At 38.3% G+C, this 15,978-nt stretch carries 15 protein-coding genes; 1 reads left to right on the top strand and 14 read right to left on the bottom strand.

The window, feature by feature from the left end; all coding sequences use genetic code 11:
* Positions 1–13 precede the first annotated feature (13 nt).
* The 4 genes from KM149_RS01170 to ptsG all read right to left on the bottom strand — a co-directional run bounded on the left by KM149_RS01170 (position 14) and on the right by ptsG (position 5,457).
* Positions 14–775 (bottom strand): IclR family transcriptional regulator, encoded by a 762-nt coding sequence (locus KM149_RS01170; RefSeq protein WP_214971460.1) that lies wholly within the window; start codon positions 773–775, stop codon positions 14–16.
* Positions 776–808: 33 nt separating this feature from the next.
* On the bottom strand, positions 809–2,167 hold the full coding sequence (locus KM149_RS01165; RefSeq protein WP_060829274.1) for a YjiH family protein: 1,359 nt from the start codon (positions 2,165–2,167) through the stop codon (positions 809–811).
* A gap of 37 nt (positions 2,168–2,204) precedes the next feature.
* Positions 2,205–3,134, bottom strand: a complete 930-nt coding sequence (locus KM149_RS01160) for a lactate/malate family dehydrogenase (protein ID WP_165545792.1) — start codon at positions 3,132–3,134, stop codon at positions 2,205–2,207.
* Positions 3,135–3,375: 241 nt separating this feature from the next.
* Positions 3,376–5,457: a glucose-specific PTS transporter subunit IIBC gene (ptsG, locus tag KM149_RS01155; protein WP_165545822.1), complete on the bottom strand. Its 2,082-nt coding sequence runs from the start codon at positions 5,455–5,457 to the stop codon at positions 3,376–3,378.
* 299 nt (positions 5,458–5,756) lie between these two features.
* On the opposite strand from ptsG, the gene KM149_RS01150 reads away from it, so the two are divergent.
* Positions 5,757–6,284, top strand: coding sequence for an exotoxin beta-grasp domain-containing protein (locus KM149_RS01150; RefSeq protein WP_060829271.1), 528 nt, complete (start codon positions 5,757–5,759; stop codon positions 6,282–6,284).
* Between the two features lie 83 nt (positions 6,285–6,367).
* Here the strand turns inward: KM149_RS01150 and nagA are convergent, their stop codons facing one another.
* Genes nagA through KM149_RS01100 form a run of 10 tightly spaced genes read right to left on the bottom strand, consistent with a single transcriptional unit; the run spans position 6,368 to position 15,793 of the window.
* Positions 6,368–7,525, bottom strand: a complete 1,158-nt coding sequence (gene nagA, locus KM149_RS01145; protein ID WP_165545794.1) for an N-acetylglucosamine-6-phosphate deacetylase — start codon at positions 7,523–7,525, stop codon at positions 6,368–6,370.
* A 31-nt stretch (positions 7,526–7,556) separates the two neighbouring features.
* Positions 7,557–7,958 (bottom strand): PTS sugar transporter subunit IIA, encoded by a 402-nt coding sequence (locus tag KM149_RS01140; RefSeq protein WP_060829269.1) that lies wholly within the window; start codon positions 7,956–7,958, stop codon positions 7,557–7,559.
* A gap of 20 nt (positions 7,959–7,978) precedes the next feature.
* On the bottom strand, positions 7,979–8,878 hold the full coding sequence (locus tag KM149_RS01135) for a PTS system mannose/fructose/sorbose family transporter subunit IID (protein WP_182280760.1): 900 nt from the start codon (positions 8,876–8,878) through the stop codon (positions 7,979–7,981).
* A complete protein-coding gene (locus tag KM149_RS01130; RefSeq protein ID WP_182280761.1) occupies positions 8,865–9,764 on the bottom strand; it encodes a PTS mannose/fructose/sorbose/N-acetylgalactosamine transporter subunit IIC in 900 nt (299 codons plus the stop codon). Before KM149_RS01130 ends, KM149_RS01135 begins: the two co-directional genes overlap by 14 nt.
* A 12-nt stretch (positions 9,765–9,776) precedes the next feature.
* Positions 9,777–10,262, bottom strand: a complete 486-nt coding sequence (locus KM149_RS01125; RefSeq protein WP_241415473.1) for a PTS sugar transporter subunit IIB — start codon at positions 10,260–10,262, stop codon at positions 9,777–9,779.
* A 12-nt stretch (positions 10,263–10,274) separates the two neighbouring features.
* Complete coding sequence (locus KM149_RS01120; RefSeq protein ID WP_241415472.1) at positions 10,275–12,047, bottom strand: glycoside hydrolase family 35 protein; 1,773 nt, start codon at positions 12,045–12,047, stop codon at positions 10,275–10,277.
* A 13-nt stretch (positions 12,048–12,060) separates the two neighbouring features.
* Positions 12,061–13,005, bottom strand: a complete 945-nt coding sequence (locus KM149_RS01115) for a tagatose 1,6-diphosphate aldolase (protein WP_241415471.1) — start codon at positions 13,003–13,005, stop codon at positions 12,061–12,063.
* Positions 12,987–13,937 (bottom strand): 1-phosphofructokinase family hexose kinase, encoded by a 951-nt coding sequence (locus KM149_RS01110; RefSeq protein WP_214971472.1) that lies wholly within the window; start codon positions 13,935–13,937, stop codon positions 12,987–12,989. The genes KM149_RS01115 and KM149_RS01110 overlap by 19 nt, the downstream gene beginning before the upstream one ends.
* Positions 13,938–13,941: 4 nt before the next feature.
* Positions 13,942–15,057: an SIS domain-containing protein gene (locus KM149_RS01105; protein WP_165545799.1), complete on the bottom strand. Its 1,116-nt coding sequence runs from the start codon at positions 15,055–15,057 to the stop codon at positions 13,942–13,944.
* Positions 15,058–15,082: 25 nt separating this feature from the next.
* Entirely contained in the window at positions 15,083–15,793 is a 711-nt protein-coding gene (locus KM149_RS01100; protein ID WP_165545800.1) for a GntR family transcriptional regulator, read from the bottom strand.
* Between the last annotated feature and the right edge of the window lie 185 nt (positions 15,794–15,978).

Here is a 15,978-nt window from a genome sequence, read left to right as displayed (position 1 = left end):
TATCGTCTAGCTTTCACTTCCAATAACCAATATTTTGAAGATAATCGGTCGCTTCTTGGGCTTCATTTAACAACGCTGTTTTAATCGTGGATAAACCTTTATGCTCTAAACGACTGACCGGACCTGAGATACTCAGCGCTGCACGGATTTGATGATGTTTGTCTAAAATCGGCGTTGCAATACACATTAAACCATATTCGTATTCTTCATTATCTATTGCTAAATGGGCATCCGCACGTGCCGTCATATGCGCTTTAAATGGTTCCAGTTCTGTTATCGTATGAATCGTTCGACGTTCAGCCCTAGAAAAATAAGCTGTAAGTTTTTCATCAGACCATGTATGCAGAAACAATTTACCAATCCCTGAACAATGCAGGGGCGTTGTCGGTGACAGATGGGTTTGTAATGTATATTGATCACCATATTCGGTATGTAAAATCAGAACCTCATCCTCAAGCAATATCCCAAGATTTACAGATTCGCCAGTTGTTCGAACTAAATTTTGCATAAAAGGTTTCAGTTGATTCACGAGCGCATCTGTACTTTTAATTTGATTTTGATAAGTTAAAATTTTGTAACCGAGATGGTAATTTTCATTCATATCTTGTTCTACGATGGCCAAATCAGAAAGCGTTCGTAGATTTCTGTAGATGGTGCTTTTAGGTAAACTGAGTACCCTTGCCATTTCACTGATACCCATCTTTTGATTGTCTGAAAGTAAATCTAAAATTTCGAACGCTTGTACAACCGTCTTAATCGGGGTATAATCTGCCAACTTAAGTCACTTCCTTCTTTTTTCACGCAATGACTAAAATAAAAGTTTAACAAATAATATCACAAAAGGGAGGGCAATGAACGTTCTTTCCAAGAAAATAATGACAATATGTGAAAACTTTTTAATCGCATTCGCTGAAGTCAGTAACGTCGCAATTTCAGATAAAAAGATTAATTGTAAAATACTCATCATTGCGATAACAACTTTACTTGAAGTTTCTGTAATATGTGAACCTAAAATAACTGGCAAATAATTATCTGCAAAGCCTGACATGATGGCACTCGCTGTTGTTGCGGCTTCAGGAATACCTGCAATCTGTAAAATCCACTGAATTGGATAAGAAATCCATGCTAAAACTGGTGTATAAACCGAGATCGCTAATGCCAATGTGCCCCAACATACGATAATCGGCATTAACCAAACAACGTAAAACATCATATTATCTTTTTTATTTATAAAGTTACTCGCAGTCACTTCAGAAGCACGTTTTGTAGCCATTACAGTAGCTGTTTTAAACTTTTGATGATGTGTAGCTGTTGATTCCTCTGTTTTTATCGTACCATCTACATACGTGTCCGGGTACTGCGAAATCGGTGGAATACGAACACATATGAATGCAACAATCATTCCAATAATTGTAATTCCAAGAAAGATATATCCAAAGTAATCAACGACGTCTAACACACTGCAGACGAGGACAACCCAACCAATACTCGACGTAGAAAACTGACTACCTAAAATTGCGGTTTCTTTAACCGTATAGTAACCTTTTTCAAAAAGCTCTTTCGAAGCTAAGATGGCCGCATTACCCGGTCCAACCCAAGCACTGATTGCACTGACTGCACAGATTTCAGAGATTTTAAAGATAGGCTTGATAAGGAAACCAATCAGCTCTCCAATAAACTCCATAGCGCCAAATTCTAGAATAAACGTTTGAAATAACAGCATAATGGGCACAATCACTGATAATTGAACAGCTAAATTCACCATCGTTGTACCTGTGTCTTCAGAGATAAGAAATGTCGGTCCAATATGGAACAAACACATGAGTGTAATCAATGTTCCTAATATACGGTTGACTGTATAAAAAGGTGTCGTTGAAAACAAAGGTTTTAATGTGCGGTTTTGTCGAATAAAATCAGGCTTCCAAATTTGATCAATGATAGCCATTATCGTACTGATACAAAAGATAAGTGCGATGAGTAGCGTGATTGGAAATTGAAATGCACCTACAAAGACCTTGATATAATGGAACAAAATTGTATCTACACCATTGGCAAATGAGAATGGAATCAAAACAATTATAATCCCGATTAACGTAGCAACAATAAATTTAATTAAATTTTTAATATCACGTGTCCCTTTTAAAGTTGCATTAGCTTTTTTATTCATCTTCAAAACTTCCTTATTATTAGTATCGTAACCCGAGTCATTTTAACTGATCAATGTAGCTTCTCATCACGTCGCATGAAGCATATAACTGTGCATGCTCTTTTTCATTTAACAACTGTGGTAACCGTTGTTCCACACCTTGGCGACTGACAATGCTAGGTAGGCTGATATAAACCTCTTTCCCTGTTTGCGTTTGATATAAGTGAGATACAGGTAAAATACGTCGTTCTGAGTGACATAATGCATCGATTAGGCATTTAATCGCATCTGCAACACAAAAACAATTAGGCCCTTTCATTTGCCAAACATCAAAAGCTGTCTCTTTAACACGTTGCGCAATGACTTCAGTAAAATCATGTGGCAAGGTCATACCTTGTGTTTGAGCAAAATCTTGAACGGACAAGCCACCAATTCGTGTTTGACTCCACAATACAACTTGTGCATCACCATGCTCCCCTACAACAGAAGCTGTAATACTTTGTGGACTGATATTGAAATAGTCACTCAAAATATATTTTAATCTTGAAGTATCTAGCAAAGTCCCTAGACCTATCACATTGGCAGCTGGGATAGGGGCAACTTGATAGGTCATATACGCTAATATATCGACCGGGTTGCTCACAGTAATAATTTTGGTTTTAGGGCTATAGTTCACAATCTGCGGTACGATGTCTTTCAAAATATCTGCATTTTTTTGCATAGGAACGAGTCGGGATTCACCGACTTTTTCAGGTACCCCAATCGTAATAACCACAATATCTGAATCCTCTGTATCTGCATAATCCCCTGCCGTCACTTTTCTTGAAGTCGACACCCCGACACCATGCATCATATCGAGGGCTTGCCCCGTTGCACGCGCCTTGTCTAAGTCGACTAAAACCACTTCGTCAATCCATTCTGTATTAGACAATAAATAGGCCGTTGTCGCACCAACTGCACCTGCACCAATAATACTGACTTTATTCATTTTCCTTCATCCTCTCAAAATGAAACGCGTTTCGTTTTATTCGAATTTATCATAAGTCAATATTTTGTGTTTTACAATACTTTTGTGAAATAAATCACAAATATGTCACAAATCCTTCATCTTAGTCTCACACCCAATAAAAAAACAGCCTAAATGATAAAAAGAAACGAGATTGGGATACCATTCCCAACCTCGTCTAGTGTCTGTTATTTTGTAGCCTCACAAATGAAGCCACTCGTCATTACTCTACATCGTCATGCGTAACTGTAAATAATTTTTGTCCTTTTTTCACTTCTTGATCAGCTTCAAATTCAAGTTTTCCACCGTCTAAATTCGTTACAATTAATGGTGTGACAATGCTTGGTGCGTGTTGTTCAAGATACGGCAAGTCGACTTTCATAAGCGGCTGACCTTCTACAACTTCTTCATCCACTTGGACTAACGCTTCAAAACCTTCACCATTTAATTTAACAGTATCGATACCGATATGAATCAACAATTCCACACCATCTGTTGACTCTAAACCAATCGCATGTCGAGTTGGAAAAATGGTTTTCACTGTTCCGTTGAAAGGTGCGCAAATTTCTGAATTCTGTGGAATCAATGCGACGCCATCACCCATTAGTTTTTGTGAAAATACTTGGTCCGGTACATCTGATAATGGGATGACTTTACCATCGCCAGGGGCAACAACTGAGACATTCCGTGTACCTTCAATTTGAACGACATCCGTATCGATATCATCTGTAACGGTTGTTTGAGTCGGACTTGTAATTTCACCTTTCATAATCAGTGCCATATCATGTTTAATTTGATCAGATTTTGGTCCGAAGATCGCTTGCATGTTATTGCCGACTTCCAACACCCCTGCTGCACCTAATCCTTTAAGTGCGTTGACATCGACTTTTGCTTTGTCATTTACTTCTACACGTAAACGCGTAATACATGCATCTAAATGTTTAATGTTTTCTTTACCTCCCATTGCATCTAACACATCGAAAGGTAAACGCTCTACAGTTGTACTTCTTTGTTCTTCCACTTTGTCTTCGCGCCCTGGTGTTTTTAAATTCATACGCTTAATAAGGAATGAAAATACAAAATAATAAATGAATGCATAAGCAATGCCCACTGGAATTACACGTAAGGCATGTGTTCGATCCCAATTCAGTAAACCGTATAAAACGTAATCAATAAAGCCACCCGAAAATGTCATCCCGATTTTAACATCTAATAAATGCATAATGAGGAATGAAGAACCTGCTAAAAAGACGTGTACTACGTATAAAATAGGTGCAACGAATAAAAATGAGAACTCAAGTGGTTCTGTAATCCCTGTTAAGAAAGCAGTCAAACCAGCTGATAACATTAAACCCGCAACTATTTTTTTACGTTCTGGACGCGCTTGACGATAGATTGCATAAGCAGCCGCTGGTAATCCAAACATCATGAATGGATATTTCCCTGTTGTAAATGCACCAGCTGTAAATGCAACCCCGTCTTTCAATTGCTCCATCCAAATCCGTTGGTCCCCACGAATCGTTTCACCTGCGTGGTTCACGTAATGACCAAATTCAAACCAGAATGGCGCATAGAAAATATGATGTAAACCAAATGGAATTAAGGAACGCTCAATTATTCCAAAAATAAATGTCGTCAATACAAGGTTTTTATTTAATAAGAAGTTCGATAAACCATTTAAACCTTCTTGGATTGGTGGCCAAATAAAGCTTAGCAATATCCCCGTAATAATCGCTACAACTGATGTCACGATAGGTACAAATCGTTTACCTGCAAAGAACCCTAAAAATTGAGGCAAGGTAATATTATAAAACTTGTTATAACACCATGCTGCTAATGCCCCGATAATAATCCCACCAAAAACACCCGTTTGAAGTGTAGGAATCCCTAAAATCAGTGCATGTTGTGGTAACTTATTCGCTTGGCTTAAAGTAGACGCACCCTCTGCGAATGAGTAGATTTGATCGATTGTAATGTGCATCACTTTTCCCATTGTTGCATTCATAATGAGATAACCGACTAATGCCGCTAGTGCTGCTACACCGTCACCGCCAGCTAATCCTAAAGCAGTCCCCACCGCAAATAACAGTGGTAAGTTATCAAAAATAACTTGCCCCGCTGACTCCATGATCGACGATATCATGACAAAGACATCATACTTTAACCATGGCGCAAGTGCGACCAACTGTTCATTGTGCATCGCATTCCCAAGTGCAAGAAGAATCCCCGCAGCTGGTAAAATCGCAACAGGCAACATCAACGCTTTACCAATACGTTGAAGTTGACCAAAAAAACGCTTGAATATCATTTAAAACACCCCTATATGTAAAAATTGGTAAATAAAAAAGACATGAGCAAATAAAGCCATATCATTATGGCTGATATTTTGCTCATGCCTGTTTTCACAGTAACACGCTATTCATTTAACCGCTTTCATTATATACGAAGTCATTCCTCTTGACAACAACATTTTTATAAATGTCACACTTTATTTTAAGCTTTATTAAGCAAGGAATAAGAGATTTTTAACGAATAATTAATAGTATTTTTGCAGGGTGCTCGGTAAAATTTGAATATAACTATCTATGAAAAGAGGAAACATCTATGAAATTGAAGCAACTTATTCTCTCAAGCGCTGTCGCAGCAAGCGTTCTAAGTTATACAAGTACGACCTTTGCAGCTGAAACCTCATCTACGCCAGCAATAGAGCACGCTACACAAAAAACGCAAGTTCAACAGTTATTTGAAAGATATAGTCAAGATAAAATTAATGACAAAGAGAACATTAATAACAACTGGGTTCTTTCTAATCATGCATTACAAGAAAATGAAATCCGCTTAGAATTAGAAGGTAAATTCGCAGTAAATAATCAGGTTTTCACACCAAAACGTACAATTACTTTAGATAAAGGGACGATTACACTTAAAGAATTAGATCATATCGTTCGATTTGCGAATGTTTCTTACGGTTTATATGAAGGCGATCAATTACCAACAGGTACGATTGTCATTCATACAAAAGACGGTAACCGCTATACATTAGAGGTTGATAAAGCATTACAATCTCATCGTGAAAATGTCAGCATCAACACAGAAGATTTGAAAAATATCACATTTGATATTAAGGCATAAAATAGAGACACACTGTCATAAAAACAAAATCCGAGATTATTTCGTTTATATTTACGAAAAATCTCGGATTTTATTCTTACAAACTATGACTTGAATTGATGCACACGTCCTTGCTTAATGGTTTGATAAACAGTAATTTCATCGTCAACGATGACCAAATCAGCGTCTTTACCTACAGCAATACTGCCTTTACGGTCATCTATTTTCAATGCCTTCGCTTGATTCAAACTCGTCACTGGCCATAAATGAGCTAATGTGTCACCTGTAAATTGCATTAAATTTTGTAAACCTTTATTCATTTTCAAAATACTGCCTGCAAGTGAGCCCGTCTCCAGATGTGCTTCGTTATCTTTAACGATAACTTTTTGACCCCCTAATTCGTAGTCGCCATCCGGCATTCCTTTCGCACGCATTGCATCGGTAATTAAATACATTTTTTCAGCGCCTTTATGTTGATATGCAATCGCAACGGACATCGGATGAGAATGCACACCATCAACAATCAGTTCCGTACTCAGTTTTCCATTCGTCCAAGCCGCACCAAACATACCTGGATTTCTATGATGGAAACCGACACCTGCGTTATAAAGATGTGTGACATGTTGAACCCCGGTATCGGCCGCTTGATTTGCCGCGTCAAAGTCTACTTCTGTATGTCCCATTGAAAAAATGATGTCGTCTCTCAATGTCTCTATCACCTCAGTAGCGCCCGCTACTTCTGGTGCAATTGTAACAATCTTAATCAATCCTTTTGCTGTCTCTTGAAATTGTTGTAACAATGCAACGGTCGGACGTTGAATAAAGGACGGGTTTTGCGCACCAATTTTGTTTTCAGAAATAAACGGTCCTTCTAAATGAACCCCTGCGATTTCAGCAGCATTTTCAAGATCTTGTTGTTCATAGTACGTGCGAATATTTTTTAAAGCTTTGTCGATGGCTTCTTGCGATTGTGTCATTGTCGTTGCCAAAAAGGACGTTGTTCCTTCAGATAACAACTGTTCAGCTAAATGTTTTAAGCCCTCATAAGAAGCATCCATGGCATCTTCGCCATAGCCTCCATGAATATGAATATCTATAAAGCCCGGTAAAATATGGTGCCCTTTCGCATCTATAACTTCTAAATCGCCATCATAGGATCCTTTCTCAATTGCACGAATTTTACCTTCTTCTATTACGAGATACCCGTCAGAAATGATTTCTTCTTCTGTATAAATGACGCCATTACTAATTACATATGCCATAGTATACCTTCTTCACTTAAATTTGATGCGTTTATTCATCATCGTCGTCATCATCTTGATTTAACAATGTGTTCACATTAACAATACCTTCTTGCGCTTTATTAACGTAATCTGGTTGTTCTCCAATCATTTGACCATTGATATAACTGATAATCATTGGTAGATTCATCCCAACGTATAAATCATAATCCGCACCATTCATAATCTTTTTTGCTACAGTATTAGATGGTGTACCGCCTAATAAATCCGCAAAAACGGTCACTTTATCGCCTGCTTCAATATGCGCCATAAAGTTTTTTTCAAAGTCTTCCGGCCCTTCTTGGGGTAATAAGGCGACGGTATAAAGATGGGCTTGAGGTCCAAGAATCATTTCTACACTGTTTTTAATGCCCTCACAAAAAGTCCCATGGCTAACCAGTATTAATTTTTCCATTTCCAAGTGCTCCTCTCGCTTTAAATGTTTGTAATCACACCGAGTGCAGATAATACAATTGATACAATAATTACAATAAAGATGGCACGTGTTGAGTTCATATTTTTACGACCTAACAACCAGTAAACCCCAAAAACGATAACTAGCGGTAATAATCTTGGTAAAATCATGTCCGCATTATCTTGAACCTTAACAGTGAGATCCCCGATTTTAGGTTCCCATGCAAATTTAACACGTATCATCGTTGCCACTAAAGCACCCACCATAAACACACCAAGGAGCGTGGCTGCATTCGTTAGTGATTCCAAACGATGTTGCATTGTTGTAACGAGCGAAATCCCTTCTTTATAAGCAAATTTCAGTTGTTTCCAACGAAACACGATAATCGCTAACATCGCCACAAACCAGAGTAATGCACCAAATGGATTTCCATCTTGCGCCATATTGGCTGCAATCGCACCAAATATAGTAGGCACTAGCGAACCAAAGATTGCGTCACCTACAGCAGCGAAGGGGCCCATTAAGCCGACTTTAATCCCTTTGACAGATTCTTTAGCTGCGAATTGCTCTCTTTCTTCCATCGCAATATCGATACCCGTAATAATTGTATTAAAAAAATTACTTGTATTAAAGAATTGTGCATGCGTTTTCATCATTTCTTGAAGTTCAGGAGAATCATCTCCATAAATTTTACGCAACTGAGGTAAGATGGTAAATAAATAGCCACTTCCTTGCATACGTTCATAATTCCAACCCCATTGGAAGAAGAACAGACTCCGCATATTGATTTGTCTAAAGTCTTTATCCGTTAATCGATACGGTGTTTGTGGTGGACGTCCTGTGAGCGGTTTGCCTGATTTAGTTTGCGTTGCCACACCAGTTTCTGAATTGTGTTCTTGCGATTTATTATAATTCGTCATCGTCAATCTCTCCTTCCTCGTCCGCATCTGTCTCATTGGATTCTTTCTGACTACCTGATGCGACTTTAGGTTGTGATGTGCGTTTGTATTCCATCGCTGCGAGTGCAAAACCAATAGCAGCAATTGTAAGCATCGGTAATGATGAGAACGTCATATCAAATTTCTTATCTAACGTTGCAACGGATGTACCTAAACCGCTCAATCCACTAAAGACTGTCACAGCTAAAGCAGTGATAATGAAACCTAAAATGAAATATGGAAAGTGCTTTTTCAATGGAAGATAACGTAATAAAATCGCAAAACCTACTGCAGGTAAGACTGCACCCGCAACAGTCAGACCGTCACCTAACCATTTCAGATCACCGTTCAAGTAATTCACAATATTTCTAACGACACCGCCACCAAATACAAGTGCTAAACAAACTGGAATGGCACGTGACAATGCCCATGGTATTGCACCATATAAGAAGTTGCGTTCCACACCTTTATAATCCATCTGTTCAATTTTTCGATCAATACGATGCGCAAAAAACGTATTCGTAAAGCGTGCTAAAATATCCGTTTGAATCATTAAACTTGCAACAGGCACAGCAAGTGTTGCAAGTGCTTGTTGTGGGTTCATTCCGAGTGCAACAGAGAACGCAACCGCAAGTACTGTTCCCGAGTTAGCATCAATTCTTGAAGCACCCCCGAATGTCCCAACACCTAAAATCGTTAACTGCATGCCACCACCGATAATTAAACCCGTCGTGACATCGCCCATAATTAATCCTGAAATAATCCCCGCGAAAACAGGATGACCAAAAATATTAAACTGTAAATCATCTAATATTTGATAACCTGCATACAAAGTTAATAATACGATTTGCCACCATAATATTTCCAAAGGAAACACCTCCTATTTTTTCTCTTTAACTAATGTAAAGAAGTCTACTGTCTTATCGTTTGGAACCATTTGAGAAACAATTTTTACGCCTTGTGCTTCTAACTTTTTAAAATTCTCAATATCTTCATCTGTTATATTGATTGAGTTTGTAATGGAACGTGTTTCATCTGTTTGTGACATGTTTCCTACATTTAATGTTTCAATCGCAACACCTTGATTGACCAATTCAACAAAACGATCAGGGCGCTTTGCAATAATCATAACGCGCTGTGAATCATATTTACCGTTTTTGATATTATTTGCAGCCTTTTCAATAGGTAAAACACTTAATTTAATCCCTGCAGGTGTCGCCAGCTTTAAAGCTTGCTTATCAATATCGCTTTGTGCTACTTCATCATCAATCACCATAAAACGGCTAATATTTAATTTTGTTGCCCATAAATTTGCGACTTGTCCATGAATTAATCTACCATCGATACGAGTTCCTATAATTGCCATAATGATCTCTCCTTATATATCAGTAAATTGAGGTTCTTGAATCAGATTAATGGACTCTGAGTATTTCCCTTCAGAATCAAAGACTATGATTTCATTCTTACCTTGTTTTAAAAATGCTTTTGAAATATACAACGATTGGGAAGGGCCAACCTCCCAATAACGACCTATGTTAAATCCATTAACGAGAACAACACCTTTTCCGAAACCGCTTACATCAATATGCGTATTATCCGGCGTTTCTAACTCAAATTCATAGCGATAAAATGCTGGCTGTTGTGCTGACCATGCACGTTGAAAATGTTCGTCCTTCAATTTATAAAAATCGATGTCAAATTGCTCCCAATTTTGCACAAAATGAAGATCTTGCATGAGGCCTTGTCCTAAGCCTTTACGCTGAGTCGCAGCCAATAATTTATAACCGTAATTAACACGTCCCATATTTTCAACGAGTACATCAATTTGTGGTCGGCTTGATGCTAAAGTGACTTCAAATTGATCTCCAATTTCTTCTTGATACGCTTGATACACACATTCTTTATCAATGAAACAATGCACGCGATCTCTCGCATCAACAATTCTTAACTTTTCTTGTTCTGTTGCTTTATGAATTGTTGTTCGGTACATCATATAACCGTAACCCGTGCCCGCTTCTTCCATAGATTGCGGATAAAAACTGGTCGACTTGTTTGAAATGTCCTCCAATACTTCAAAAAGATTGACCTTGCTTTCAAGGGGTATCCCTTTCCGCGACATAAATGTTTTGACTTTCGGTTCGCGCTGTTGAACATCAGGTATGACCTCTTTTAGCATCTTTTGTAACGCAAAATATTTAGACGTCGGGTTACCAGCTTCATCTAATGGTGCATGGTAATCATAAGATGTCACTTGTGGTAAATCTTTCGTTCCCCTTGCTGAGCAACCATTCCAAAAACCAAAATTCGTTCCACCGTGAAACATGTACAAATTCACTGAACCTAACTTAATAGCTTCTCTCACTTCTTGCGCAAGATCATCACTATCACGTTTAATAACGGCTTCACCCCAGCGATTAAACCAGCCATCCCAAAATTCCATACACATTAAAGGCCACTTTTTACCATATTCTTCTTGAAAAGCTTTCAGATTTTGGAAATTTTGTGTAGTTCGTGAACCAAAGTTTCCAGTAGGTAAAATATTGTCGGCTATCATACTCCCTGCGCGTAAACATTGATCCCATGCACCGTCTGAAGTAAAGAACGGAACCGTCACGCCTTCCTCACGCATCATATTGCCGATTGCTCGAAGATATTCATGATCTTCCCCGTATGAACCATATTCATTTTCAATTTGAAACATAATGATAGGCCCATTTTGATCAATTTGAAGTGGCGTTAATATTTTAAACAACACTTGATAATAACGACGCACATACGCTAAAAATTGCGGATCTCTAGAACGAATACGCATCGTTCGGTCGTTCAGTAACCATGCAGGTAAGCCTCCAAATTCCCACTCTGCACAAATATAAGGTGAAGGTCGCACAATGACATACAATCCTTCTTGTTGTGCAAGTTCGATAAAATGTTTTAAATCTCTATTGCCATCAAAGAGAAATACCCCTTTTTCAGTCTCATGAAAATTCCACGGAACATAGGTTTCTACTGTATTGAAGCCGAGTGCTTTCAAATTATACAAGGAATGTTGCCAATCTTCTTTAGGTATTCTGAAATAATGAATGGCTCCCGATAATATTTTGAACGGCTTTTTATCTAACACAAACGTCTCATTGATTTCGAAACGACTCACATCATCACCTCATTTATAGTTGAATAGATGTTGCTGTTTTCTGATTCACTTTATTGAGTGCTTTTAAATTCTCAAGTCCTTCATGTTCCAACCATGCTTTTGCTTCAGCTTCACCTTTTTCAACGAGTACACTTGTTGCTCCTTTCCAAGTAGCACGACCACAAAGTATACCGTTAAAGCGCGCACCATGAACTGCTGCAAACTGTAATGAGTCCATAAACAGTTGTGCTGACACACCACCGCTCAAATAAATATAAGGCAGGTCCGTCGCAGCGTCTTGTGCTTTAAATGCTTCGGCTGCTTCACTTTGTGAGATTAAATTTTCTGAACCAAAGCCCTCTACAAAGTTCATATTAACTGGAATTTCAACTTTCAATGTGTCCACTTGGAATCTAGGCTCACTAAACACACGCATCGCTTCATTAACTTTATGTGGCCGTACTTTGGCGTATTCAGCTCCTTTTTCATCACCAATCGTGTCATCGTAAGTTAAAATTTCAAGTAAAAATGGTATATTTTCTGCTTGGCATTCTGCACCAATTCGCTCAATCACTGCTTGTTTTTTCGTATTGATATCATCAGGTTCATCTACGTCGTAGTACAGTAAAAATTTAACCGCATCAGCACCTGCATCTTTGAGGCGTTTCACACTTGCATTTTCAATTAAACGTGGTAAGCGGCCCGGTCTTGTCACGTCATAGCCGGTTTGCTCATAAGATAAGATTAGACCTGAAGATTCAGCATTCGCCTGTGCTGCTTCTATGCCAAACTCTGGATCCACCAAAAAACTTGATCCGTATGGTGTTAGAACTTCCGATACTAGTTTTTTAAAAAGTGATAAATTGTGATCACTCGCTTGAGCTCCAAGTAACTTTCTTAATGCGCCGCGTTGGTCCACCGCAATGGCTGCATATATCCCCTTGTCATCCACTAACCGACTTAAATCTTTTCTTCCCATTCATATCTCTCCACTTCTATTTCAGATTTAATTTGATTGACTTGTTCAATATCAATATGTCCAGTGGCTTGTTGTAATGCGTTTGACGTTCCACACGCTAAAGCTTGACGGATTAAATCTTGCGGCGCTAAATTTTCATAGACACCGTATGCAATACCTGCAACGGTTGAATCCCCAGAACCTACAGGATTGATGACTTCTTTATGTGGCAGTGTCGCGCGGTAAATTGTATTTCCCCATTTGACCAATGCCCCCGCCGCACCTAACGTGAGAAAAACATCCATCTTTGTAAAATAGGCATGTGTTTGTAACATTTGTGCACATTCTGCAATCGTGAGCTGTTCTTTACCAACTAACATTTCGAATTCGGTTTGATTCGGCTTAATGCACTGCACCGGCAAATCGGCTTCCAACAATAATTTGAGTTCACTTGCGTGCGTATCCACAATGTTATAACTATGTTGAAAAGCACTCAGGATGTGGGCGACATGTTCAAATTTTGAGCGCCCTTCAAATTGAGGCGAGCTCCCACTCACTGTCATCACTTTGACCTCTCGTGCGCGCTCGTTCAAAATTTCATAATAACGTCGCTGATCGTATTCAGTTATTAACGGCCCCGCTTCCAATATTTCTGTTTGACCGTTACGATCATTAATCGCTAGACTTTGTCTCGTTTCTCCATGAATTGAAGTAAATGCCGTAACGATGCCCATATCTTGTAATACTTTAGCAATCCACTGCCCATTAGCGCCCCCTAAATAACCATATGCACAGTAATTTGCACCTAATTGATGTAAAACTTTAGTGACGTTAATCCCCTTCCCACCAGGGTTTTTGATTTTCTGTTTGACACGATTGACGCCCCCTATTTCAATAGGATCAATCATATAAGTGATATCAACAGAAGGATTAAAAGTATGTGTTGCAATCATAGGCTCAACCCTCAACCGGATAAATCGTGACACCTTTAACAACACGGTTGATAAAGCCATCAGGACTAGGATTATCAGGATTTAAACCGAGTGCCACAGAACGTTTAGCTGCAAGCAATTGTCCAAAAATCAAATATTGTAGTGCTAATTCCATATCTGTGAGCTCTTCAGACTGAGGTAATTTGACTGTATTGTCATTCTCATTTGCTTGCCCATCTAAAATATAAGTTTGATAGCGATCTTTGACTTGTCCAACTTCTTGGATTAAATCTTTTTCGTATTGACGACGATAAGGCTGATTACTGCGCAACATAATAAAAATGGCGTCTGCACTCAATCCAGCTTTCGGACCATGTCTAAAGCCAAGTGTCGTTTCACGTGCAATCTCAGTTTGACCTGCCGTTAATTCATTGAGTTTCAAACTGACTTCTTTTGTGAGTTCGCCAATTAAACCTGTTCCAACATAGAACACTTTCGAAAAATCCAACTGACTCACTGTTTCAGCTTGAGATTCTAACCAATCAAAATTAGATGACGCAATGTCAAAGAATTTTGGACTTACTTTGCCACCGAATAATAAATAACTCGCGAATAACATGGATGAAAAACTTGAAGTCATCGCTAAAGACTTGTCATTCGTTTCGTCAGGTAAGATTACTTTAAAAACGTTGTTAACGCTTTCATTATAGGCTCCTAAAAATCCATCTTTATTATTTGTGATAAACAAATGATAAACATGGCTCGAAAGTTGATTGGCAATCTCGACTGTCGCTTTTGTTTCTGGGCTGTTACCAGAACGCGCAAAGGACACTAACAGATATGCCGTTTGTTGATCAATATAGAGTTGTGGGTCAGTAACAAAGTGCGTTGTCGGAACTGACTCAAATTCAAAATTCGGTAAGACATCTGTATTGCGTGCCATGCGGGCTACGTCCCCCACATAAGCACTTGAACCTGCACCCGTAAAGAGTACCTTTAGTTTTTTACCTTGATTTTCTTGCTCAATTTTGGCAATGAAATTTTTAAATCGTGCTTGTTGTTCTTGTACTAAATCATATGTTTTCTTTAAAGTTGCTGGTTGTTGCTTAATTTCACGATAAGTATGTGTATCATGTAACACAACAATCCCTCCTTCACTCATTCTTTTACATTAACTTGACCGTATACTTGTATTTATGACCGCTTGCGACACTTTGTGTAAATTCAATCACCGCATCGTCCATATAGCTAAAGCGTTCAATAAACATACAACTATCTTCAACGACGCCATTCAACAGTTTGGCATCTTCGCGACTTAATTTACTCGCTGTTAAATTTTCATAGGCGTTCGTAATTTGAATCCCATAATGTTGATTGAGCGTTTCATATAGCGAAACTTCATTGAAGTCAAATTGCTCTAATCCTTCACAATAACGCATCGGCAAATAGCTAATTTCATAGATTAAAGGCACATCATTGGAAAGACGTATGCGCTTTAACTCATAAACATATTGATAAGGCGTTAACTGCATTTTCTCTTGTAAAAAAGGCGTAGATGGGATGAGCTTAATACTTAACATTTTCGTACTCGCCTTATCACCATTCTTCTCAATTTCATCTTTAAAGCTATATAGCTCATTTAAAAATTGATTATATTGACTTCCCAGTACAAATGAACCCTTACCATGTTCGCGCTTAATAATACGATCTTTTTCTAAACGCTCTAACGCTTCACGCACCGTAATACGACTCACACCGAATTCCTCACATAGATTGCGCTCTGAAGGTATCTTATCTCCCTCCTTAAATTCTCCTGATTTTATACGCTCGTGTATCCCTTGATAAATTTGATAATACAAGGGCATTTTCTCTGACATCACTTTCACCACCTACTGGTTATAACCACTTAAAGCATAAATGTAAATTTGCTGTTTTGTCAAGACTATTATGATAATCATTCACTTCCAATAATCACCCTGTGCCTTATTATTATTGTTAAATAGACATTTTTAAAATTTTACTTATCTTTCTATGCTAAAAATTTTAAAATTTTAAATATTTT

Origin of the sequence: Staphylococcus coagulans (genome assembly GCF_022557135.1) — a bacterium.
GTDB lineage: Bacteria > Bacillota > Bacilli > Staphylococcales > Staphylococcaceae > Staphylococcus > Staphylococcus coagulans.
Note: the sequence above shows the minus strand (reverse complement) of the source record. Positions and strands in the feature narration are given on the sequence as shown.

Bases quoted from the DNA above. Each gene is read 5' to 3' on its own strand.
- KM149_RS01115 (WP_241415471.1), bottom strand. From the start codon at position 13,005: ATGGGAAGAAAAGATTTAAGTCGGTTAGTGGATGACAAGGGGATATAT.
- KM149_RS01160 (WP_165545792.1), bottom strand. From the start codon at position 3,134: ATGAATAAAGTCAGTATTATTGGTGCAGGTGCAGTTGGTGCGACAACG.
- KM149_RS01150 (WP_060829271.1), top strand. From the start codon at position 5,757: ATGAAATTGAAGCAACTTATTCTCTCAAGCGCTGTCGCAGCAAGCGTT.
- KM149_RS01110 (WP_214971472.1), bottom strand. From the start codon at position 13,937: ATGATTGCAACACATACTTTTAATCCTTCTGTTGATATCACTTATATG.
- KM149_RS01165 (WP_060829274.1), bottom strand. From the start codon at position 2,167: ATGAATAAAAAAGCTAATGCAACTTTAAAAGGGACACGTGATATTAAA.
- KM149_RS01100 (WP_165545800.1), bottom strand. From the start codon at position 15,793: ATGTCAGAGAAAATGCCCTTGTATTATCAAATTTATCAAGGGATACAC.
- KM149_RS01135 (WP_182280760.1), bottom strand. From the start codon at position 8,878: ATGACGAATTATAATAAATCGCAAGAACACAATTCAGAAACTGGTGTG.
- KM149_RS01140 (WP_060829269.1), bottom strand. From the start codon at position 7,958: ATGGAAAAATTAATACTGGTTAGCCATGGGACTTTTTGTGAGGGCATT.
- nagA (WP_165545794.1), bottom strand. From the start codon at position 7,525: ATGGCATATGTAATTAGTAATGGCGTCATTTATACAGAAGAAGAAATC.
- KM149_RS01125 (WP_241415473.1), bottom strand. From the start codon at position 10,262: ATGGCAATTATAGGAACTCGTATCGATGGTAGATTAATTCATGGACAA.